Source organism: Pectobacterium carotovorum (genome assembly GCF_033898505.1).
GTDB classification, from domain to species: domain Bacteria; phylum Pseudomonadota; class Gammaproteobacteria; order Enterobacterales; family Enterobacteriaceae; genus Pectobacterium; species Pectobacterium carotovorum_J.
Window position 1 is genome coordinate 1,601,829 of record NZ_JAXAFK010000001.1, and the last position, 20,393, is coordinate 1,622,221.

Annotated in this window: 19 protein-coding genes and 1 pseudogene; 5 read left to right on the top strand and 15 right to left on the bottom strand. The window is 51.1% G+C overall.

Features of this window, described 5'->3' with window-relative positions:
• Positions 1 to 101 precede the first annotated feature (101 nt).
• The 4 genes from R9X49_RS07165 (at position 102) to R9X49_RS07180 (ending at position 4,786) form a co-directional block, all read left to right on the top strand.
• Positions 102 to 998 carry a LysR family transcriptional regulator gene (locus R9X49_RS07165; protein ID WP_319847744.1) on the top strand — a complete coding sequence of 299 codons (897 nt, stop codon included), beginning with the start codon at positions 102 to 104 and terminating at the stop codon, positions 996 to 998.
• Between the two features lie 181 nt (positions 999 to 1,179).
• Positions 1,180 to 2,397, top strand: coding sequence for an ROK family transcriptional regulator (locus R9X49_RS07170; protein ID WP_319847745.1), 1,218 nt, complete (start codon positions 1,180 to 1,182; stop codon positions 2,395 to 2,397).
• A 133-nt stretch (positions 2,398 to 2,530) separates the two neighbouring features.
• Positions 2,531 to 3,196 carry a dethiobiotin synthase gene (bioD, locus tag R9X49_RS07175; protein ID WP_319847746.1) on the top strand — a complete coding sequence of 222 codons (666 nt, stop codon included), beginning with the start codon at positions 2,531 to 2,533 and terminating at the stop codon, positions 3,194 to 3,196.
• Between the two features lie 102 nt (positions 3,197 to 3,298).
• The gene (locus tag R9X49_RS07180) at positions 3,299 to 4,786 is read left to right on the top strand and encodes an MDR family MFS transporter (RefSeq protein WP_319847747.1); all 1,488 of its coding nucleotides are present in this window, start codon (positions 3,299 to 3,301) and stop codon (positions 4,784 to 4,786) included.
• Between the two features lie 62 nt (positions 4,787 to 4,848).
• Here R9X49_RS07180 and R9X49_RS07185 read toward each other — a convergent pair whose 3' ends face one another.
• The 9 genes from R9X49_RS07185 to R9X49_RS07225 form a co-directional block, all read right to left on the bottom strand.
• Complete coding sequence (locus R9X49_RS07185) at positions 4,849 to 5,148, bottom strand: DUF1161 domain-containing protein (protein WP_319847748.1); 300 nt, start codon at positions 5,146 to 5,148, stop codon at positions 4,849 to 4,851.
• 104 nt (positions 5,149 to 5,252) lie between these two features.
• A complete protein-coding gene (locus R9X49_RS07190) occupies positions 5,253 to 5,870 on the bottom strand; it encodes a hypothetical protein (protein ID WP_319847749.1) in 618 nt (205 codons plus the stop codon).
• Positions 5,871 to 6,279: 409 nt separating this feature from the next.
• Positions 6,280 to 6,630, bottom strand: a complete 351-nt coding sequence (locus R9X49_RS07195) for a DUF1283 family protein (RefSeq protein ID WP_319847750.1) — start codon at positions 6,628 to 6,630, stop codon at positions 6,280 to 6,282.
• Between the two features lie 270 nt (positions 6,631 to 6,900).
• Positions 6,901 to 7,650 (bottom strand): bifunctional NADP-dependent 3-hydroxy acid dehydrogenase/3-hydroxypropionate dehydrogenase YdfG, encoded by a 750-nt coding sequence (gene ydfG / locus R9X49_RS07200; protein ID WP_319847751.1) that lies wholly within the window; start codon positions 7,648 to 7,650, stop codon positions 6,901 to 6,903.
• 238 nt (positions 7,651 to 7,888) lie between these two features.
• The gene (locus tag R9X49_RS07205; protein ID WP_319847752.1) at positions 7,889 to 9,073 is read right to left on the bottom strand and encodes a histidinol-phosphate transaminase; all 1,185 of its coding nucleotides are present in this window, start codon (positions 9,071 to 9,073) and stop codon (positions 7,889 to 7,891) included.
• Positions 9,074 to 9,372: 299 nt separating this feature from the next.
• Positions 9,373 to 10,590, bottom strand: coding sequence for a glycosyl transferase (locus R9X49_RS07210; protein WP_319848603.1), 1,218 nt, complete (start codon positions 10,588 to 10,590; stop codon positions 9,373 to 9,375).
• A gap of 30 nt (positions 10,591 to 10,620) precedes the next feature.
• Positions 10,621 to 11,445, bottom strand: coding sequence for a mannosyl-3-phosphoglycerate phosphatase-related protein (locus R9X49_RS07215; protein ID WP_319847753.1), 825 nt, complete (start codon positions 11,443 to 11,445; stop codon positions 10,621 to 10,623).
• A gap of 208 nt (positions 11,446 to 11,653) precedes the next feature.
• Entirely contained in the window at positions 11,654 to 12,616 is a 963-nt protein-coding gene (locus R9X49_RS07220) for a GlxA family transcriptional regulator (protein WP_319847754.1), read from the bottom strand.
• Positions 12,617 to 12,661: 45 nt separating this feature from the next.
• A complete protein-coding gene (locus tag R9X49_RS07225; protein ID WP_319847755.1) occupies positions 12,662 to 13,438 on the bottom strand; it encodes an MBL fold metallo-hydrolase in 777 nt (258 codons plus the stop codon).
• Between the two features lie 238 nt (positions 13,439 to 13,676).
• Here R9X49_RS07225 and pptA point away from each other — a divergent pair, with 238 nt between their 5' ends.
• Entirely contained in the window at positions 13,677 to 13,907 is a 231-nt protein-coding gene (gene pptA, locus R9X49_RS07230) for a tautomerase PptA (RefSeq protein WP_319847756.1), read from the top strand.
• Between the two features lie 46 nt (positions 13,908 to 13,953).
• Here pptA and yddG read toward each other — a convergent pair whose 3' ends face one another.
• The 6 genes and pseudogenes from yddG to R9X49_RS07260 all read right to left on the bottom strand — a co-directional run bounded on the left by yddG (position 13,954) and on the right by R9X49_RS07260 (position 20,220).
• Positions 13,954 to 14,838: an aromatic amino acid DMT transporter YddG gene (gene yddG / locus R9X49_RS07235; protein WP_319847757.1), complete on the bottom strand. Its 885-nt coding sequence runs from the start codon at positions 14,836 to 14,838 to the stop codon at positions 13,954 to 13,956.
• Between the two features lie 211 nt (positions 14,839 to 15,049).
• Positions 15,050 to 16,561, bottom strand: coding sequence for an aspartate aminotransferase family protein (locus R9X49_RS07240; RefSeq protein ID WP_319847758.1), 1,512 nt, complete (start codon positions 16,559 to 16,561; stop codon positions 15,050 to 15,052).
• Between the two features lie 9 nt (positions 16,562 to 16,570).
• A complete protein-coding gene (locus R9X49_RS07245) occupies positions 16,571 to 17,956 on the bottom strand; it encodes a diaminobutyrate--2-oxoglutarate transaminase (RefSeq protein WP_319847759.1) in 1,386 nt (461 codons plus the stop codon).
• Between the two features lie 356 nt (positions 17,957 to 18,312).
• A pseudogene (locus tag R9X49_RS07250) lies at positions 18,313 to 18,486 on the bottom strand (arginase family protein); the annotation flags it as partial.
• A 166-nt stretch (positions 18,487 to 18,652) separates the two neighbouring features.
• On the bottom strand, positions 18,653 to 19,927 hold the full coding sequence (locus tag R9X49_RS07255; RefSeq protein ID WP_319847760.1) for a glycoside hydrolase family 10 protein: 1,275 nt from the start codon (positions 19,925 to 19,927) through the stop codon (positions 18,653 to 18,655).
• A 5-nt stretch (positions 19,928 to 19,932) separates the two neighbouring features.
• Positions 19,933 to 20,220, bottom strand: a complete 288-nt coding sequence (locus R9X49_RS07260) for a VF530 family protein (protein ID WP_319847761.1) — start codon at positions 20,218 to 20,220, stop codon at positions 19,933 to 19,935.
• Between the last annotated feature and the right edge of the window lie 173 nt (positions 20,221 to 20,393).

Sequence of the window (20,393 nt, forward strand, 5' to 3'; positions counted from 1 at the left end):
CGGAAAAGGTAAATCGGGCGTGAAACAACAATGAGAGGATCATAGAAGAGTGATATTATTTTGTATAATATATTAATAATCATGATTGATATGTTTAACATATGAATATCGAACTACGTCACCTTCGCTATTTTATTGCGGTCGCCGAAGAACTGCATTTTGGCCGAGCCGCAGAAAGATTACGCATTTCACAGCCGCCGCTGAGCCAACAGATTCAAATTCTGGAAGAGCAGGTGGGAGCGAAGCTTTTGGCGCGCAACAACCGTAATGTCCAGCTCACCCCGGCGGGCGAGATGTTCCTGAAAGAAGCCTGGTCGATTATCAGTCAGGTCGATCAGGCGGCAGAGCGGGCGTCCCGCATTCAACGCGGCGAAATTGGGGAATTAACGATCGGCTTTACGTCGTCTGCGCCGTTTATCAAAAAGATCTCCAGTAGCCTGCTGCGTTTTCGTCAAACGTACCCGGAAGTGCATATTCAGATGATGGAGCTCAACACCAAACAGCAAATTGAACCGCTGCTGAATGGTAAGCTCGATATCGGCATTATGCGCAATAACCCGCTGCCGGACGCGCTGGATCATCAGTTGCTATTACGTGAACCGCTGATTGCCGTCGTGCAGGAATCCCATCCCTTAGCACAGCAGGACGCTGGGCGGGCAATCAACATCACACAGTTGGCGAATGAACCGTTCGTTTTCTTCTCCCGCGCGGTGGGAACCGCATTGTATGACGATACGCTGACGCTGCTGAAACGCTATGGCATCAGTCCCTACATTACGCAAGAAGTGGGCGAGGCGATGACCATCGTCGGGCTGGTGTCGGCGGGATTGGGCGTGTCCATTTTGCCTGCGTCGTTTTTGCGTATTCGGGTCGATGGCGTGAAATATTTGCTGCTGGAAGAAGAGGACGCCACAACGGAAGTCTGGCTGGTGACGGCGCGGCATCATCCGCAGAGTGCGGCGGCTAAGATGCTAATGTCGCTGATGCTGGGCGGATAATCATTAAAATATGCGCGCTAAATCACATAACGAATCAAATATTTGACGAGTTTAGTGAAAAGCCCCACCATACCCGCAGTTTTTTTATTTTGCAGCGTGAAAAATAGTCATGCCGTAATAATAAAGATAAATTTTTCAACAGCAGTGCCGGATATAATGCGAATAAGTAGGAGCCAGGTTTGTGATAGCCGACGGTCAACCAGGACACATCGATCAAATCAAACAAATGAATGCCGGAGCGGTGTATCGGCTGATCGATAAGTACGGCCCGATATCACGTATCGAACTGTCCAAACGCGCTCAGCTCGCGCCCGCCAGTATTACCAAAATCGTCCGCGAACTGCTGGAAGCCCATCTGGTACAGGAAACCGAATACCAGGATGTGGGCAGCAGAGGGCGTCCTGCTATCGGTCTGGTTCTGGATACCGAAGCCTGGCACTATCTTTCCGCCCGCATCAGCCACAATAGCATTTCATTGGCGCTGCGCGATCTCAGCAGCAAGCTGGTTGTGGAAGAAGATATCCTGCTTCCCGCAGAAGCTCCGCAGCCGCTGCTTGAGCGTATTCTGAATGAAATCGACCAGTTTTTTATTCGTCACCAGAAACGGCTGGAGCGATTAACGGCAATTGCGATTACTGCACCGGGCATGATTGACGCCAGTAAAGGCGTTATTCACCGGATGCCGTTCTATGACGTTGAGGAAATGGCGATTGGCCCGGCGCTGGAACAGCGTACGGGGCTACCGGTGTATTTGCAGCACGATATTTGTGCCTGGACGATGGCCGAAGCGCTATACGGCGCATCGCGCGATTGCCAAAATGTGATTCAGGTGGTGATCGACCATAATGTTGGCGCAGGTGTTATTACCGGCGGACGCATCCTGCATGCAGGGAGTCGAAATCTGGTCGAAATCGGGCACACGCAGGTCGATCCTTATGGTAAGCGTTGCTATTGCGGCAATCATGGCTGTCTGGAAACGGTTGCCAGCACGGAAAATATGCTGGAGTTAGCGCAGCAGCGCATGAATACGTCCATGAGTTCACTGCTGCACGGCTCACCGCTTAGCGTTGAGAACCTGTGTGACGCTGCGCTCAAGGGCGATCAGTTAGCTAAAGATATTATTAACGATGTCGGGAATAACGTAGGCCGAATCGTCGCCATCATGGTTAATCTCTTCAACCCCGATAAAATTCTGGTGGGTTCCCCCCTGAATAAAGCGGCCAGCATTTTGCACCCTGCCATTTTAGGCTGCATTCAACAGCAGTCATTCCCGCCCTATAGCCACAACATCCAGGTGGAAGCGACCCAGTTCTACAATCAGGGGACGATGCCCGGTGCGGCATTGGTAAAAGACGCTCTCTATAACGGATCGCTGCTGGTTAAACTACTACAGGGATAACCAGAAAGGCGTAGAGCAACAAAACATTGCGCTAACGCAAACTGCCTGAATGAGGCATAGCCTAGACTTTCACGCTTGGAAAGCATTTTGGCTGTGCTTGTTTTTTGATATTCAGGTGGTCTGGAGTTATCCCATGTTGAAACGTATTTTTGTCACTGGTACTGATACCGCTGTTGGCAAAACGGTGGTATCCAAGGCGCTACTGCAAAAACTGGCGCTGGCAGGCAAATCGGTTGCGGGCTATAAACCGATAGCGAAAGGGTGCGAAGAGACGGAAGCGGGCCTGCGAAATAAAGATGCACTGCTGCTACAGGCGGCCTCCTCGCTGGAATTGCCCTATAACATGGTTAACCCCATCGCACTGCGAGAGGATGAAATAAGCGCCAGTGAAGGAACGATTGATTACTGCACGATGACGCAAGGTCTGCGCCACATGGGCGAGGCGGCCGATATCGTGGTGGTTGAGGGCACGGGCGGATGGCGGACAGTCATGAACGATCTACGTCCCTATTCCGAATGGGTAGTACAGGAACAACTGCCCGTGGTGTTGGTTGTCGGTATCAAGCTGGGCTGTATCAGCCATGCGCTGCTGACGGCGCAGGCGATCATTAACGATGGTTTGCCGCTGGTCGGCTGGGTCGCTAACCGTATCAATCCCGGTCTGGCGAATTACGCCGAAATCATTCATGTCCTGCGGAAAAAGATCCCGGCACCGCAACTGGGCGAACTGCCTTACTTACCGCGTGCCGAACAGCGGGATCTCTCGTCTTATATCGATCTTTCTGCCGTCAGCGACTAATTTCCGCCGTCTTCTATTCCCGCTTCTCTGCGGGAATAAATTTTCTCCGCCACGCCACCTGTTATACTCACTGACAGTTTTTCTTCTTATCCTGAAAATATAATGAAAACAGAGAATAACCAGAAACAAACGCCTGTCCCACATCGCCATTGGATTTTGATTGCCTGTATGCTCGCCATGTTTACGGCGGCGATTGAGGTGACGATTGTCGCCACGGCGCTGCCCACCATCATCGCGGATTTAGGTGGGTTTTCCCTGTTAGGGTGGGTCTTTGCGGGTTATTTGCTGACGCAGTCGATCAGTATTCCGATTTATGGCCGTCTGGCCGATCTGTATGGCCGAAAAAAGATATTCTTCTTCGGCATGATCGTGTTTCTGCTGGGGTCGATTCTGTGCGGATTTTCGACGCAGATGGGCTGGCTGATTGTCTTCCGCACCTTGCAAGGATTGGGCGCGGGCGCAATTACCCCGATCGCCTTCACCATTGTTGCCGATGTGTACAGCTCGACAGAACGCCCGAAAATACAAGGCTATCTGTCCAGCGTGTGGGGCTTTTCCGCGATTATCGGCCCGCTGCTGGGGGCGTTTATCGTCCAACACTTCAACTGGGCACTGGTTTTCTGGGTTAACGTGCCGATTGGGCTATTTTCCATCTTCCTGCTGGCTCGCTACTTGCCGACGATCAATACCGTGCGCCAACATCAATTGGACTGGATGGGCGCGTTCTATCTGGTGGTGTCCGTCGCCAGCCTGCTGATGGCGCTGCTACAGGCAGAGGTGTTTGGCTACTGGGTGATTCCGCTGCTTGCGATCTCTGCGGTGGGCTGCATTTTGCTGGTCCGGCAGGAAAAGCGCACGCCGGAGCCGCTGTTTCCGCTGGCACTGTGGCGCAATCGGGTCATTATCGCCGGTAATCTCGGGGGACTCGTCGTCGGGGCTGCGATGATGGGCGTGAGTGCCTTTTTGCCGACGTTTATTCAGGGTGTGATGAGTAAAACGCCGCTGGAAGCTGGCAGTATATTGGCGATGATGTCGATTGGCTGGCCGCTGGCCAGTACGCTGAGTGGACGCTTAATGCTGTGGACGTCTTATCGCTTTACGGCAATGCTCGGCGGCGTTGTGCTGATTATCGGCAGCCTGACGCTGTTAACCGTTCAGCCAGACAGTAATCTCATGTGGGCGCGGCTTGCCGCATTTCTGATCGGTTCGGGAATGGGGCTAAGTAGCACAACGTTTCTGGTGTCGATACAAAACTCGGTGGACTACTCCATCCGCGGCATTGCGACGGCCTCCGCCATGTTTACCCGCATGCTGGGTTCCGCGTTGGGCACGGCAATCCTTGGTGCCACGCTGAACATCAATCTGCACTGGCGATTACCGGACGTGAGCGATCCACTCCAGACACTCATGGATCCGGCCAAGCGCATCCTGCTGAGCGTAAATCAGCTTGATACACTGGCATCGCAAGTCGCTTCATCAATCCACGGCGTATTTATCGTTTCCGCACTGATTGCTGCCATCACGCTGCTTTCCGCCAGAATGATCCCTGCAAGCCAACGGCCAGGGCAGGCTGAAACCAGACAGAAATAACGGCAAAAGAAAAGGCGCGAAAGCGCCTTTTGAACATTTATTTTGAACATCCAGAGGAAGGGTTACGGTGTTGTGGCCGGCTGGCCCTCTGCTGGCGCAGACGCACTTTCAGTATTGACGTCGCCCTCGGCATGGCGGGTATAAACAATCTTGTGCGAATCATTCTCGCAGTGACCAACCACCTGACCACCGGCTTGATTCACCTGATCGTTCGGGACAATATCCAGCGTAAACCCGGACTCAGGTACGCCATTGGCGATGATTTTCTGGGCAATATCCGCTTTCACACTTTCGCAAGATGCCTGTGCAGCCAACGGAGCAATCAGGAATAACGCGGCACCAAAAATGACGGTTTTTTTCATCTTTTGATCCTTTTCTCTGAAAAAATTCTCTTTGAGTATATCAAACGATGAAGATAACGCGAAAAAGCAGCGGAATCAGGCCATCATTGATGGCCTGAAGAAGGTTAAACGCAGGGCCCGGTGGCGCAGCCGTACATCATAAACAGCGGGAAAAGGACGACAGCCGGAATCATGAGAGGGGCAAGCAGTACCTCTTTGCCAGAGTTATCGCTGCTATTGATGACTACGGGAATAGGCTGCGGCAGACGCCCATTTTGGGTCGGGCTGACCAGTGAACCGTCTTTCTTACTGAATGTGCCGCTTGCGCTAAAGGTGACTTCACCTTTTCCCATTGTCGTGGGAATGTTCGCCGCGAAGAGTTCGCGTAAATCAACTTCCTGCGTTTTAGTCAATCGGCGAGTATCAATCACGTTTTTATACCTCGCGTAGACCTGACCATTTCGGAGAGAAAAATCGACCCTCACACCAAGGATAATGTCTTTGTAATCACGATAAAACGCGTAATAGTCCTGATACTCTTTTTGTGCTCTGGCGTCGGTGAATTTATAAACGTAGGTATCGGACTCAGCAACAATCGTTCCGTTGTTATTGGTGATAGCCGTGATGTTGTCCGTCTCTGGGTATGAGCTTGCGCACGAGCTGACCAGTAGGCACATAATGAACACGCCCCACAGTTTGATGTGAAAAGCGCGTGAAAAGAACCGTGCTGAATCCATATTCATCCTGATGCACTCCATTTTCTGGATATACCCGTCATACTTCAAGCTGCTTGTGCGTTGGCAATACTCGGCTCATCTCTGAGCCTCGCCCTGAAGGGCCGCCGTAAACGGCGTTCAAATTGGCTTAACCAATTTGTCCTTACTCACCCCAGTCACTTACCTGTGTAAGCTCCTGGGGATTAATGAGCCTCATAGAGGCTCACCCTTCAGGCCAGCGCTAGCGCTGTTCAAATCGGTTAGAACCGATTTGTCGCTCGGTTGCCGCCTTCACGCAACTCGAATTATTTAGGGTATAAAAGCCAATGTTGCCATGTGATAAAGCGATAATCGTTGAATTTAAAGGCGATGTCACCTTTTGAGCTGTAATACGAAGAAAAGGGGGAAACCCACGCCGGAAGGCGTGGGTGAAGAATCAAGGGGTAACCGGGCGGCCAGTACGACGATCGAGGCAGCGATCGGTCGTGTTTTCCCAGTAAGCATTGACGTTGTAGCTGGCGTTGCATTTTTCACGCCCATCAATGGCTTTTTCCGTTTTATCGAATTCTTTCTCAACGCGGCTATTCACTTTATTACGCAGTGAGCGGGTTGAGTCCCATTGCTCTTTGCTTTGACGCGCCGCTTCTTTCGACAAGGTGCTGTCGCCGGAGTCGACAATGATATGGCGCGTCTCTGCCAGTGCAGCAGGCTGCCAGGCAGCGGAAACGATAACCAGAGAAAGCGGGATGAAGGCCCGAATCAAAGAAGAAAAAGAGTAGTGGTTCATGTTTCACCTTGACAGAACAAATGATAAAAACAAACGCTGATGCCGCAGAATGATAAAGCGTACAGCAAGCGATAGACAACAAAAGGCGACCGCCGTTCCCTGTAACCTTCGCGCTTCGTGCAAAACGAAAGGTTGCCTATAACGAGAAGTATACATCCTTCACTTCAACGGCACTATAATCACGCAGTATCTGGTAAACCGCGGTGTGTACGCTATAGAAAAGGGCATGAAACCACGCTCATGCCCTTAATTCTTGTGTTTCAGTAATGATTAGCCTTCGCGGTGTACGCTTAACCCAGCAAAAGACTGGCTAACCGGCATCATTTCTAGCGTGTTGATGTTAACGTGTGCTGGCAGGGTAGCCACCCAGAAAACGGCTTCGGAGACATCTTCGGCCGTCAGCGGCGTTGTGTTGTCATAGGTTTTACTGACTTTGTCGTCGTTACCCTTGAAGCGCACGGCCGAGAACTCCGTTCCACCGACCAGCCCTGGTTCAATATTCGTCACGCGAATTCGGGTGCCAGACAGGTCGGCACGCAACCCCAGGCTGAACTGCTGCACGAATGCCTTGCTGGCACCGTACACGTTACCGCCTGCGTATGGCCAGTTTCCTGCGGTAGAGCCGATGTTAATGACGTGGCCGATATTACGTTCCACCATGGCTGGCAGCAGCGCGCGCGTCATGAAGACCAACCCTTTGTTGTTGGTATCGATCATATTTTCCCAATCGTCTACCGACGCTTTATGTGCAGGTTCCAGACCCAGCGCCAATCCGGCGTTGTTTACCAACACATCAATGGTCCGCCATTCGGCCGGCAGGGTGGCAACGGCTTGTTCAATCGCCTGACGATCGCGCACGTCCAGTTTTAACGTATACAGGGCATCGCCCAGCTCTGCCTTCAACGCATCCAGACGTTCCTGGCGGCGACCCGTTGCGATCACTTTATGGCCTGCGCTAATAAATTTACGAGTAATTGACTCACCAAACCCAGCCGTTGCACCGGTAACAAAAATAATCATGCTCTTATTTCTCCCTGACCGTTTTCATATTCTGCTTGTGCCTGATATCAATATAAATAGTGAAAGGCATGAGGTCATTTAGCCGCGCAATTCCCTGCGGGTCAAGCGTTACTCGGGTTTCAACGATGCGGATCAGGTATCAGCGCCCCTCAGAGCGAGGGGCAGCTGTCGAATGTGTCTCTTCTAAAACCGACCTAAGAGACACATCGCGGTACGATAAAAGCGGTATGACGGAGAATCAAATCCAGTTCTTGCTACGGAATTCGCGCATGGTATCCGCTACCCACTGCATTTCCTGCGGTGTCCCTAACGAGATGCGACACCAGTTATCTGCCGGAGGAAACGCGCGACCGATCAGCACGCCCGCGTCTGCCATATGCTTTTGGTAATCCTTGAGCGGCACGACCAACTGGTGGAAAACAAAGTTTCCCTCTGACGGCAAGTAAGGCAGCTTCAGGTCATCCAGCGCTTTCAGCAGGATTTGGCGCGACACATCGTTACTCTTTTTGCTGTAGGTAATAAATGCCGAGTCGTTCATGGATGCCAATGCGGCATCCACGCCGCTGAAGTTGATTTTCTCGCCTGCGACATACCTGCCCATCAACGCGATGACGTTGGGGTGAGCAACAGCATACCCAACGCGCATGCCGGCCATGGCGTGTATTTTGGAGAACGTTTTGAGCAGAATAATGTTCTCTGCGCCCTGGGTAATCATTGGCGAAATAGAGCGAAAACGCGGGTCGTTGACGAACTCGGCATAGGCCTCATCGACAATAAACATCGTATTGGCAGGTTTGCTGGCAATCCACGGTTCAATTAAATCCGCTGGCGTAATCGTGCCCGTCGGGTTATTGGGGTTGACCAGATAAACGATAGAGGGACCGCTGTAACCGGCAACGGCGGCTTTTAGCCCTTCAATATCGAAGGCCCAGTTATCGAGCATTTTGACTTTCGTCACCTTGATTCCGGCAATTTTGGCGAAATGCTCGCCGTCGCCGTAGGTTAATTCAGGAATAACCAGTTGTGCATCCAGCGACGCGTAGGCTTCAATCGCCGCCCGGATACCTTCGGACGAGCCGGCCGTCAGCAGGATGGAAGGTGCCTCAACCTGATGGTGTGCAGCCAGTTTATTGCCAAGCATCAAAATTTCATTCTTTGCATAGCGGTTGGCTTTCACAACGGCATCGCGTGCAGCGGCTTGCGCCTTGGGTGACATACCCAGTGGATTTTCATTGAAATTAATGCGGATCGGGTTATCGGCCGACGGCGCGGTAAATGCTGCGTTCCCAGGCTGTGTCTCGGCAAAAACGCGAGAACTTAACCCTGTAGTTACTGCTGCCGTCCCCAGCAGGGCGCCAGAAAGTTTTAATAATGCTCTGCGTTTCGGGTTTAACACGTCGCTTTCATTGATTAAAAAATTCATAAAAACACTCTCCTTAGTTGCATAATGGCAGGAGAGTTAAAGCATAAAGCGCGCCAGTTTTCCTTATCGATAAATCGCTAATCCCTTGTCAGATAGGTAAAATAATATTTTCTTACGACACATTTCCCCGTATGGCGGGACATTTCACTTTTTTTGCGTATCGCTTAAAGGTAAAAAAAATTGATTTATTCACCAAGTGATTAAATCAACTGATATGAATTACTTATGTGAGGGATCCACCATGACGCATGAAATGATGCATCATGATGCGCTTGCCCTATGAGGTAGCGAGGAAAGCATCACGTTTCCTGATTGTCGGCCTCTACCGCAGCGTACAGCCGTTCAAGGATATCGGGAAAAGCAGACTGCACACGGTTCCAACTCGGTACAAAGGGTTTATCGCCCAGACTATCGCTATAGGCATGACCAGAAAAAGTGATCACATCAGAGAAGAGTTCCACCGCGGACTCCTCTTTATGGCGATCAAAACTCAGGCCGTTCATGCGGGCGTCATGTTCGAAAGCATCGATCATATCAAGGGCGGTGCGATAGTAGGTTGCCCGCAGGACGCGGAAAGAGTCTGTGGTGATATTCACGCCGAGGATCGCCAGTTTGCGATACAGCGCTTTGGTGATATCTGCCGCCATTCGCTGCAACCCCGAGTTCGGATCGTCTTCAGACATCGGCTGATGTTTATGGTCGTAGCGATCTGCGATATCCACCTGACAAATACGCCGGGTTGCAGTGCCGCGATGAATTTCTGACAACACGCCAATTTCCAGTCCCCAATCGCTCGGAATACGCAGGTTGTTCAGAATAGGGGTACGCATGGCAAATTCGCCGGAAAGCGGATAGCGGTAACTGCGCATGTAATCCAGATAGTCGGAATTGCCATAGACCTTTTGCAGCGATTTCAGTAACGGGTAAACCAGCAGGCGTCCTACGCGGCCATTCAGTTTTCCCTCAGCAACGCGGGCGTAATAGCCTTTGCAGAAATCATAATTAAAGTGCGGATTCGCCACAGGATAGAGCAGGCGGGCTAGCATGGCACGATCGTACGTGACAATGTCACAGTCGTGCAGAGCAACACAGGCTGAACGGCGCGATGCCAGCGTGTAACCGACACAAAACCAGACATTGCGGCCTTTGCCGGGCTCTTGTGGCGCCAGCGATTTTTCTGCCAGCTCATCGCTGAGCGCTTTTAGACGCGGACCATCGTTCCACAGAATACGATGTCGGTGCGGCAGGCGAGAGAAGAATTTTCGGGCATGAAGAAACTGCTCCCGATCGGCGCGATCCAACCCAATCACAATTTCGCCAAGGTAAGCAACCTGAGAGAGCTGATCGATAATATGGCTCAGCGCAGGGCCTTCCAGCTCAGAATACAGCGAGGGCAGAATCAGCCCCATGCTATTTTGCCCAGAGAATACCTGAAGTTCATATTCCAGTTCTTCCGTACTTCTGTGGGTAAGATTGTGAAAATTGGTAATGATGCCATCTTGATAAAATTCGCTCATCATGTGCTCCCATACCATCTTGTGGCTGTTTTATGCCGAGAAATGACCGTTGCCGATAAAATGCGTCAGTCCTTCACTCCAGCCCTGAGGCCCGGAATCACGCGTGCAATATTGCTTGCCACGGTACGATTCAGGCAGGCTAACAATTTGATTTACCTTGCCTTTAATTAATATGGCGTAGTCCATTGCGCATAACAGGGATATATCGTTCGGACCATCTCCCAGACCAAGCGTTTTGACGTCAGTACCGTATTTTTTGATATACTGTGTTTTTATCCAGTTACTCATGAATCCCTTACTCGTTTGGGCGCCCATGACGTGATAGAAGCGACCACCTTGCGTCAGAACCAAACCTGTATCTGCCAATAACTGGCAGAAACGCGGCAAGGCATTTTGATCGTCCAGCCACATCAGCGGTTCAGAGCCTTCACGCTGTTGGGCTCGTTGAACATCTTGCCCGGTTAGTCCTGTAACCTCTGATATTTCCGCGCGGTTCATATCGCCAAAGCCTTTGAAGCGGAAACCGGATGCGCGTAACTGTGCCAACCGATCACGGATGACGGAATATTCCACGCCAACCCGCTTCCGTGGATAATCGGTATGCGTTTGCCATGTTAGCGGGAGAGCTGCAATGGCGCCGTTTTCCGCAATATAGGGATAATGTTCCAGCCCGAGCGCCTGCCGTAAGGGGTCAACTTCGGCCGCCGTTTTACTGGTGGTGATAATCAGTGGAATTGCCTCGCTCGCCAGCCGCCTCAGCCACGGTTGCGCGGCATCCCACCGATAAGTTTCATGATCGAGTAACGATCCGTCGAGATCGCTGAAAATAATCAGCTTCGTGTTACGCGTTTGCATGGGGTCTCCATGTTTTATCGTGGATAAACATAAACAAAGTGTCACGATAGGCGATTAACGTTAGTCAGAAAGGGCGTGTGTTTGTCAGTGAGGTGTTGTGTTCGTGGCATTGATGAATGTGATCATAATCACGTTTTAAGCATAGGCGGCGATCCGTATCTTCACCAATAGCATAATGATCTCGCTACTTTCCTGTTCGCGATGAAAATTAGCGGACGCTGCTTTTATCCTGAAACGTTTTACGCCAGTCGGTCGGGCTCACGCTAAAACGCTGTTTGAATTGCTGGCGAAAGGTTACCGCTGACTGAAACCCTACGCTATCCGCAATCGCTTCGATGGAGTAAGAGGTCGATTCCAGCAATGCCTGGCTATGGTGAAGTCGCTCCGCCGTTAGCCAGTCGCTGACGGTCATCCCCGTGGCTCGGAAGAAGTGCCGGGTAAATGTCCTGCGACTCATCTGCACGCGGCTTGCCAACGTATCCAAAGAATGGGGCGAACGGAGCTGGCTGCGCAGATAATCCAGTAGCTGATTGATTTTGCTATCCCGCGTATTTTCCGGCACCGGATGTTCGATAAACTGGGCCTGGCCACCTTCCCGGTAAGGCGGAATAACCAGACGACGGGCGGCACGGTTAGCAATAGCGCTGCCGCAGTGCTGACGCACCAGATAAAGACAGCAGTCAATTGCTGCCACCGTGCCCGCAGAGGTAATCAGATGCTCATCTTCGACATAGAGCGCGTTGGTATCCAACCGCACATGACGAAAGCGGGCGATGAAATCCTGCTCAAACGCCCAGTGTGTCGAAGCGCGGCGACCATCTAACAATCCGGCGTAAGCCAGCACATAAGTTCCCAGACATAATCCGGCGATCTGTGCTTTTCGGGCTGCTGCTGCACGTAATGCATCCAGAAGCGGTGCGGAAGGTCGCGTCTCTGGATGACTCCAGTAGGGAACCACGATCAAATCGGCGTTTTCTAACGCCGAAAACCCGCGATCAACGTTGATGGAAAAACCGTGTTCAGAGGCAACCATGCCCGGCTTTTCCGCACAGAAAAAGATCTCAAATTGTTTTTCTTCATAGAGCATGTCGCTGAAAACCATGCTCGGTATAGATAAATGAAACGGGCTAAAATTCTCGGAGACAACCACCGCGACGGTTAGCACAGCCATAATAGCCCTCATTAAATCATCAATAGGTTCTGGTTATTACCTGGTTCAGAATTGCACGCTTTCACCATCGTTTGGCACATGCGCGATAGACTGAAGCTTTTCTTCGTGCAGATAGTCACGCAGTTCGGCACGGCTTAAAAGGCAATGGTTTACCGCTTCCATGTGCGTCGCGACTATCACCGCGTTGGGCACGAGCTGATGCACACGCCGTACATCCTCTTTTCCCATGATAATGGAACCGAAACCGGGAATGACCGCATTGCCGATATTCAGCGCCACTACATCGGGCGTGTGATGCGTCAGTGCAGCAATAACATGCTGATTCCAGACAGTATCGCCAGCCAGATAAAACGATTTCTCATGAGCATGTCGAAAGACAATCCCGCAGACGTCACCCAATCGTTCCGCCATCTGTGGATTAGCGTAGGTTTCATCAGAACCGTGCTGGCCAGACGTTTTGATCAGCGTTATGCCGTCATATTCCGTCTGCTCACCCAGAACATGCACGGAGGTAAATCCTGCGCGCCGAATGAGGTCAGCATCCTGCGTATTCTGGCTGAATATCGGCATCGTTTTCGGGATAGCGTCAATGGCTGCATCATCCCAATGGTCGAGGTGCGTATGCGTCACAATCACGGTATCAACATCCAGAATCGTCGCCATAGGCAGAGGAAGATCGACCAGTGGATTACGCAAATGCGCGTTTGCCGTCCCCGCAAAGCCGGGATAGGTTGCCTTTGGTGCCAACATCGGGTCAATCAGAAACGTTTTTCCACCAAATTCCAGCAGTAATGTCGCATTGCGAATCTGCGTTATTTTCATCTTATTGCTCCCATATCAGGTTAACTGGCGGTGCCGTTATGCACCAAACAGGAGCAGTATAAGAATTTGACCGATCGCTAACAGTGGCCTGAATGACACACTTCGATGAGTTTAGGCCAATTTGTCTCAGGCTGGTTGTTTATCATCGGGCGAGCTACCCTATTGCCGTCTTCATACACACTAGCTATCTTAACTAACTTAACCAACGTGCTGTTTCATCACTGAAAAGGACGCTCTCATGCCCCATATTGATGTCAAATATTTCCCAAGAAACTTGTCTGAAGAAGAGAAGAAAGCTGTCGCAGGCGATCTCGCTGCGGTTCTGAAGAAGCATTTTGGCTCTTCCGACGACTCGCTTTCTGTCGCGTTGAACGAGGTTCAGCCCGATCGCTGGAAGGATGAGGTTTACGATCCGATCATCAAGCCGCATTTGGATACGTTGGCGAAAAAACCGGGATATTCGTATTAATTCGCCTTGCATCCTGACATGTTAGTTTGCCTGCTCCACGACTTTTTTATGTAGCGGAGCGGGTTGACCACCAACACAGTAGCGATCCCAGACTAACCATTGCCGCGCCTTGCCAAAAAGCAACGGTTAACGTCGAATTAAGAATAAATGCCGCAAGCGCTGCGGAAATGACGGGTATGAAATAAGACGCGGTCGCCAGGACGGTGACGTTACCGTGAAGAATACCCACGTTCCATGCGGCGTAACCGAACCCCATAGCGCCAGCAGCGAGAATCAAGCTGATAATAACGGGCGTGCTGATAATAAATTCAGGTTGAGGGGCGAGCAGATAGTTAACCCACAGCGTCAACGCCGTTAGCATAAAGAAGAGGGTAATACCGTTCGCGCCGTTAGCGATTTTCTTGGTTATCGCGCAGTAAATCGCCCAGATAATGGCGCCGCCAAAAGCCAACCCATAGCTTAATGGATTGCTATAGAGGTTATTAATAATGCTGCTCAAGGATAACCCTTCGTCACCGCCTAATACCCAGCCAATGCCCGTGATAGCCAGCAGCATTCCGGGGATGATAACCAGGCTGGTTTTTTGCCGATTAACCAAGACGGATAAAAGGATCGTCAGGCTTGGCCAGAGGTAGTTAACCATGCCGACTTCGATTGCCTGAGTGCTGCTATTGGCATAGCCAAGGGATAAAGAGAGGCACAGTTCGTAGCAGACAAACAGCATACTGCCGGCGATGAGGTAGGATACCGGGAAGGTTTTGATTTTAGGAAAGCCGACCGTAATGAATAACATCACCGAACTTAACGTATAGATCATCGCCGCACCGCCAACCGCCCCAAATCCTTCGCTCACGCTTCGAATCAGCCCGACAATGGCACTCCAAAGCACGACGGCGGTTAACCCAATGAGTGTTGCTTTTTGTGATGTCATTTATTCATCTATCCCAGAATTTCTATTTATTCCGTAGCCACGGCATCAGCGCGCCCGCGAAATAATACGGCTAGAAAACCCGGTATGATGAAGCATGATGCAGTGCAGGTTCAACCGTTAATCGTGCATTGTGAACGAGGAAGCACGTCATAAAAAAAGCCGATAACCTGTTATTGTTATCGGCTTTTCACGATGCAGTAAAGCAGAGGAATTAGGCAGTCAGCAGAGGCTGTGCCGTGCTTTCAACCAGTTCCAGCAGAACTTTGACATCGCCCAGGTTGACCGTTGGGTTCAGCAACGTTAGTTTCAGGCAGGTAACACCGTTAAATTCGGTGACACCTACGTTGGCGCGGCCTGATTCCAGCAGAGCATCGCCAATGCGTTGGTTAAGCAATGCGATAGTCGCGTCATTCGCTGTCGCCAGCTGTTGCGGGCGGAAACGGAACAGAACGCTTGCCAACTGCGGCTGCATCACCAATTCCAGTGACGCGTGTTCATCCACATACTGCGCAACCTGCTGTGCCAGCGTAACGCCGTGATCGATGATCGCCGCGTACTGCTGTTGGCCTAACGCTTCCAGACCCATCCACAGTTTCAGCGCATCAAAACGGCGCGTCGTCTGTAATGATTTCGACACCAGATTAGGGACGCCCTGTGCTTCATCGAACTCAGAGTTCAGGTAAGCTGCCTGATAGCGCATCAGCTCATAGTGGCGGGCTTCTTTCAGCAAGAATGCGCCGCAGCTGATGGTCTGGAAGAATTGTTTATGGAAATCCAACGTAATGGAATCCACCAGTTCAATACCGTCCAGATAATCGCGATACTTCTCGGACAGCAGCAGTGCGCCGCCCCAGGCTGCATCAACGTGTACCCAAATCTGATGCTCTGCCGCCAGCGTCGCAATCGCCCGCAGAGGATCGATCGCACCTGCATCCGTGGTACCGGCTGTCGCGACAATCGCCAGAATCTGCTCGCCGTTAGCCTTGGCCTGCGCCACTTTCTCTGCTAAATCGTTCAGATCCATCCGCGCGAAGCGGTCGGTTTTTACCAGCGTAACGCATTGATAACCCAGCCCCAGTAAAGCCATGTTCTTTTGCACCGAGAAATGGGCATTTTCAGAACAGAACACTTTAATTTTCTTCAGGTTACCAACCAATCCATCCTGCTGGATCGAATGTCCCTGACGGGCAAAGAAAGCATCACGTGCCAGCATCAGCCCCATCAGGTTACTCTGGGTGCCGCCGCTAGTGAATACGCCCGCATCGCCAGACTGATAGCCAACCTGAGTACGCAGCCATTCAATCAGCTTCATCTCGATGATAGTCGCTGACGGGCTTTGATCCCAGGAGTCCATGCTCTGGTTCGTGGCGTTAATCAAGACTTCCGCCGCCTGACTGACCACCAGACTCGGGCAGTGCAGGTGGGCGACGCACTGTGGGTGATGTACCGACAGACTGTCTTTCAAAAAGTACTCAATCGCACGCTCGATAGCGGCCTGGTTACCCAGGCCCTGCGGATTAAAATCCAGCGTGATACGTTCACGCAGTTCAGCAACAGTCTTTCCCTGATACATCTCAGGCTGTTGCAGCCACTGCATAACGGCTTGGCTACTCTGCGTGATCGCTTCCTGATAGGCTTCGATACTCTGCGCAGAAGAGGCCAGAATCGGGTTGATTTTTGTTTCCACTGCTTCTGTTTCCGCTAATTGGGACATCGTGGTCATTCGCTCCACTCAGACTGGCTTCACGCCAGCAGACAGCAGGGCGTTTTCAAATTTATCCAGGAAGATTTCCAATTCAGCATTGCTGATCAGCAGAGAAGGCAACAGACGCAGAACGCAACCGTTACGGCCACCGCGCTCCAGAATCAGGCCCGTTTCAAAGCATTTCTTCTGCAACAGGGCAGACAACTCGCCATCAGCCGGGTAGCAACCCATGTGATCCTGCGCTTCGCCAGGTTTAACAATCTCAATCCCGATCATTAATCCCAGACCGCGAATGTGGCCGATCACCGGATAGCGTTTTTGCAGCTCAGCCAGTTTGGCTTTCAGCCATTCACCTTGCTCAGCGACTTTGTTTGCTACCTGATTGTCTTTGAGATGCTTCAGCGTCGTCAGACCGGTTGCCATTGCCAGTTGGTTACCGCGGAAGGTACCCGTGTGGTGACCCGGAGCCCAGGCATCAAACTGCTTTTTGATACCCAGTACGGCTAATGGCAAACCGCCACCAACGGCTTTGGACATCACGATGATATCTGGCTCAATGCCAGCGTGTTCAAAGGCGAAGAATTTACCAGTACGTGCAAAGCCCGCCTGAACTTCGTCGATGATCAGCAGAATACCGTGTTCCTGCGTCACTTTACGAATGCGCTGCAACCACTCGGCAGGTGCCGGGTTAACGCCGCCTTCGCCCTGAACAGCTTCCAGAATGACTGCCGCTGGTTTGCGTACGCCACTCTCAACGTCGTTGATCAGGTTTTCGAAGTAGTAGGTTAATGCTTTAACGCCGGCTTCACCGCCAATACCCAGCGGGCAACGGTACTGATGCGGATAAGGCATAAACTGAACTTCAGGCATCATGCCGTCGACGGCTTCTTTCGGTGACAGGTTGCCAGTTACGGATAGCGCGCCATGCGTCATGCCGTGGTAGCCGCCGGAGAAGCTGATCACACCAGAACGACCGGTGTATTTTTTTGCCAGTTTCAGCGCGGCTTCAACCGCATCGGCGCCAGAAGGGCCCGTAAACTGGAGGCAGTACTCTTTGCCTTGACCAGGCAATAAGGAAAGCAGATATTCGGAGAACTGATCTTTCAACGGCGTTGTCAGATCCAGTGTATGTAACGGCAAGCCGCTAGTAATGACACTTTGGATGCTTTGCAGCACGTCAGGATGGTTATGTCCAAGCGCCAGCGTTCCCGCCCCAGCCAGACAATCAAGATATTGATTATTCTCAACATCAGTAATCCACACGCCTTCAGCTTTCGCAATTGCCAAAGGCAATTTGCGTGGATAACTCCTCACGTTCGATTCAAATTCAGCTTGTCTTGCCAAATAGGTTTCATTGTTTCCGGTTAATGAATTCGCACCTAAACTGTCAATACGGACTTTATCCGTCATCATATCTCTCCTACAACCGTGTGCTCGCAGGCAACCACAGTTGAATAAATGAATTAAACACGTAACTACTATAAGAAAAACGCGGCCAATATAGGGTTTTTCAGTCACCGACTCAATGATTTATTTCGTTTCGAAACTTTTATTTTTTTACATAAAAATCAATAATTTAATTACGTTATTGTGAATTATGATGCCATGGCTATCTTACATGCTTATTAAATAAGCAAAAAAAATCCTCCTACAGCAGAATTTCTGAACCAAAAAAGTGGCAACAACAGGGGTAAACAGCACGTTTAGCTAGAGCGAGCGGGGAGAAACTTACGGAGGTTGCAGAGGTTTTTGAAACCTCTGCAACGCATTTATCCAATGAGTGGAAGTGATGCCAGCATCTTTTTAAGGTTGATCGCATCCCAGGGGAGGTGTTCAGCAATGGTCAAACCGACTGGCGCGACCTTGCCTGTCGCTCGGTTAAGCAGGCTGACAACATCTGCGATACTAAGCGTTCCCTCGGCCACATCGCCGAAATTATGCTTTTTTCAATCGTCGATGGTCTTATCGGCCGGAAAGCGATAAATAAAGATTTTTCACCCGAAAAAGATTTGCCTTCCTTTCGTCGAACGATCGAGAAAATTTTACTCTAAGTGATTTTTACTTTAAGTAACAACGTTTTAAGTAACAACGTGGCGCGATTAGCGCCCGTCAGATCGGATTCCAGCGGTTTCTGAGGTAATTAACCGCTTCCTGGGTTTGTGGCTGATTAAGATAGTTCTCTCTGAACAGAATCGTGCCGTTAATTTGTGGCACAGACTCATTCAAATCGAGCTGCTTTTTCAATTCCGGCACGCCGCCATTTATTGTCCAGTCTGGCTCATTCTTTGACGGTTCGCCCACTTTATACAAGGCAACGCCAATATAAAGGCGTGTGTTCGTGGGTTTCACCACATCCGCCCACCATTTTGCCAATACATCGTAGCGAGCCGCGTCGCGCGCGAACGGCCAATATAGCTGCGGGGCAATGTAATCCAGCAGCCCTTGCTGCACCCACAGACGGGTATCGGCATACGCTTCATCGTAGGCGGCTGCGCCTCGCGTGTCTGAACCTGCCGCATCATGTGACCGGTTGCGCCATACGCCAGCGGGGCTGACGCCGAATTCAACGTCGGGTTTCAACTGCTTGATGGTGTGGGAAACTTGCTCAATCAACTGCTGAGTATTGTGCCGTCGCCAGTCCGCTTTTGAGATAAACCCCTGACCCTGTTTTTTAAAGGTCTCGCCATCATTAAGGAGGGAACCGGATGATTCAGCATAGAAATAGTCATCAAACTGCACGCCGTCAATCGGGTAGCGCGTCACGACTTCAGCCACGATACTGGTGATCCAGTTTCGTGCTTCCGGAATGCCCGGGTCGAGTACGAAGCGATCGCCCGCCGTACGGATCCAGTCACGATGCAACACAAATACGCTAGCCGGATTCTGCGACAGGGTGCGATTTAACTCCGTCACGGTTGTAGATTTGGTGTTAACGGAGACGCGGTAGGGATTAAACCAGGCATGAACTTTCATACCGCGCTTGTGCGCTTCATCCAACATGAACTGTAGCGGATCGTAGCCAGGATCTTCACCAATATGGCCTGTCAGCATATCTGACCAGGGTAATATTTTAGAAGGCCAGAGTGCGGTACCATCAGGTTTAACCTGGAAAAATACGGTATTGATACCGAGACTTTTCAACTTATCCAGCTTACCTTTCAGCGCGTCCTGCTGCTGAGTAATGCGAAGCGCTGGGCTGCTGGCATTGACGGATGCCACCGGCGGCCAGTCAAGACGGGAGACAGTCGCCAGCCAGACGCCACGCATCGGCTCCTGGTTCTGCTGGGATTTCCCCGGAAGCGGGGTGACAAGTGAGCTCGGTGGTTTAGACGCGCAACTGACAAGTAGAAGCGCAGCGGTAATAAGTACGCCTGGCTTTTTCACGTTGGTTAGCTCTTATTTCTGCGGCTATTAGCCCATGGGTCAACGGCGCCATCATCTGGTTTTACGGAAAAGGTACCATCCAGAGAATCAAGGTACAGTGCTTCAACTTCAGCACGAGCCCAGGGCGTCCGACGCAAAAACTTTAAACTGGACTTGACGCTGGGATCGTTTTTAAAGCAATTGATGTTGATCAGTTTGCCCAGTTGAACCCAGCCAAAACGCGCAACCAGTGCATTGACTTGCATTTCAAGCGTGACACCATGCAAAGGATCTTTAGAAATATGAGCAGCCATGTGGAGTCCGGTAGTTTCAGGTTTTTGTGTTCAGGATTCGGCTTGTAGCAAGGGAAGGTTACAAGAAAGCGGGGCGAGCGGCAATGATTCAAGCCGCGACACCATCGCGATGGGAATGAACCAGCGTACTGTTTTAATTGCAAATCTTCAGTAACAAGGCCGCAATCAGCGTG

Coding starts and splice junctions, on each gene's coding strand:
- R9X49_RS07190 (WP_319847749.1), bottom strand. CDS start 5,870: ATGAATATGGATTCAGCACGGTTCTTTTCACGCGCTTTTCACATCAAA.
- R9X49_RS07260 (WP_319847761.1), bottom strand. CDS start 20,220: ATGGCTGCTCATATTTCTAAAGATCCTTTGCATGGTGTCACGCTTGAA.
- R9X49_RS07225 (WP_319847755.1), bottom strand. CDS start 13,438: ATGAAAATAACGCAGATTCGCAATGCGACATTACTGCTGGAATTTGGT.
- R9X49_RS07220 (WP_319847754.1), bottom strand. CDS start 12,616: ATGGCTGTGCTAACCGTCGCGGTGGTTGTCTCCGAGAATTTTAGCCCG.
- R9X49_RS07165 (WP_319847744.1), top strand. CDS start 102: ATGAATATCGAACTACGTCACCTTCGCTATTTTATTGCGGTCGCCGAA.
- R9X49_RS07180 (WP_319847747.1), top strand. CDS start 3,299: ATGAAAACAGAGAATAACCAGAAACAAACGCCTGTCCCACATCGCCAT.
- R9X49_RS07215 (WP_319847753.1), bottom strand. CDS start 11,445: ATGCAAACGCGTAACACGAAGCTGATTATTTTCAGCGATCTCGACGGA.
- R9X49_RS07240 (WP_319847758.1), bottom strand. CDS start 16,561: ATGACCACGATGTCCCAATTAGCGGAAACAGAAGCAGTGGAAACAAAA.
- ydfG (WP_319847751.1), bottom strand. CDS start 7,650: ATGATTATTTTTGTTACCGGTGCAACGGCTGGGTTTGGTGAGTCAATT.
- R9X49_RS07210 (WP_319848603.1), bottom strand. CDS start 10,590: ATGAGCGAATTTTATCAAGATGGCATCATTACCAATTTTCACAATCTT.
- R9X49_RS07205 (WP_319847752.1), bottom strand. CDS start 9,073: ATGAATTTTTTAATCAATGAAAGCGACGTGTTAAACCCGAAACGCAGA.
- yddG (WP_319847757.1), bottom strand. CDS start 14,838: ATGACATCACAAAAAGCAACACTCATTGGGTTAACCGCCGTCGTGCTT.
- bioD (WP_319847746.1), top strand. CDS start 2,531: ATGTTGAAACGTATTTTTGTCACTGGTACTGATACCGCTGTTGGCAAA.
- R9X49_RS07245 (WP_319847759.1), bottom strand. CDS start 17,956: ATGATGACGGATAAAGTCCGTATTGACAGTTTAGGTGCGAATTCATTA.
- R9X49_RS07185 (WP_319847748.1), bottom strand. CDS start 5,148: ATGAAAAAAACCGTCATTTTTGGTGCCGCGTTATTCCTGATTGCTCCG.
- R9X49_RS07195 (WP_319847750.1), bottom strand. CDS start 6,630: ATGAACCACTACTCTTTTTCTTCTTTGATTCGGGCCTTCATCCCGCTT.
- pptA (WP_319847756.1), top strand. CDS start 13,677: ATGCCCCATATTGATGTCAAATATTTCCCAAGAAACTTGTCTGAAGAA.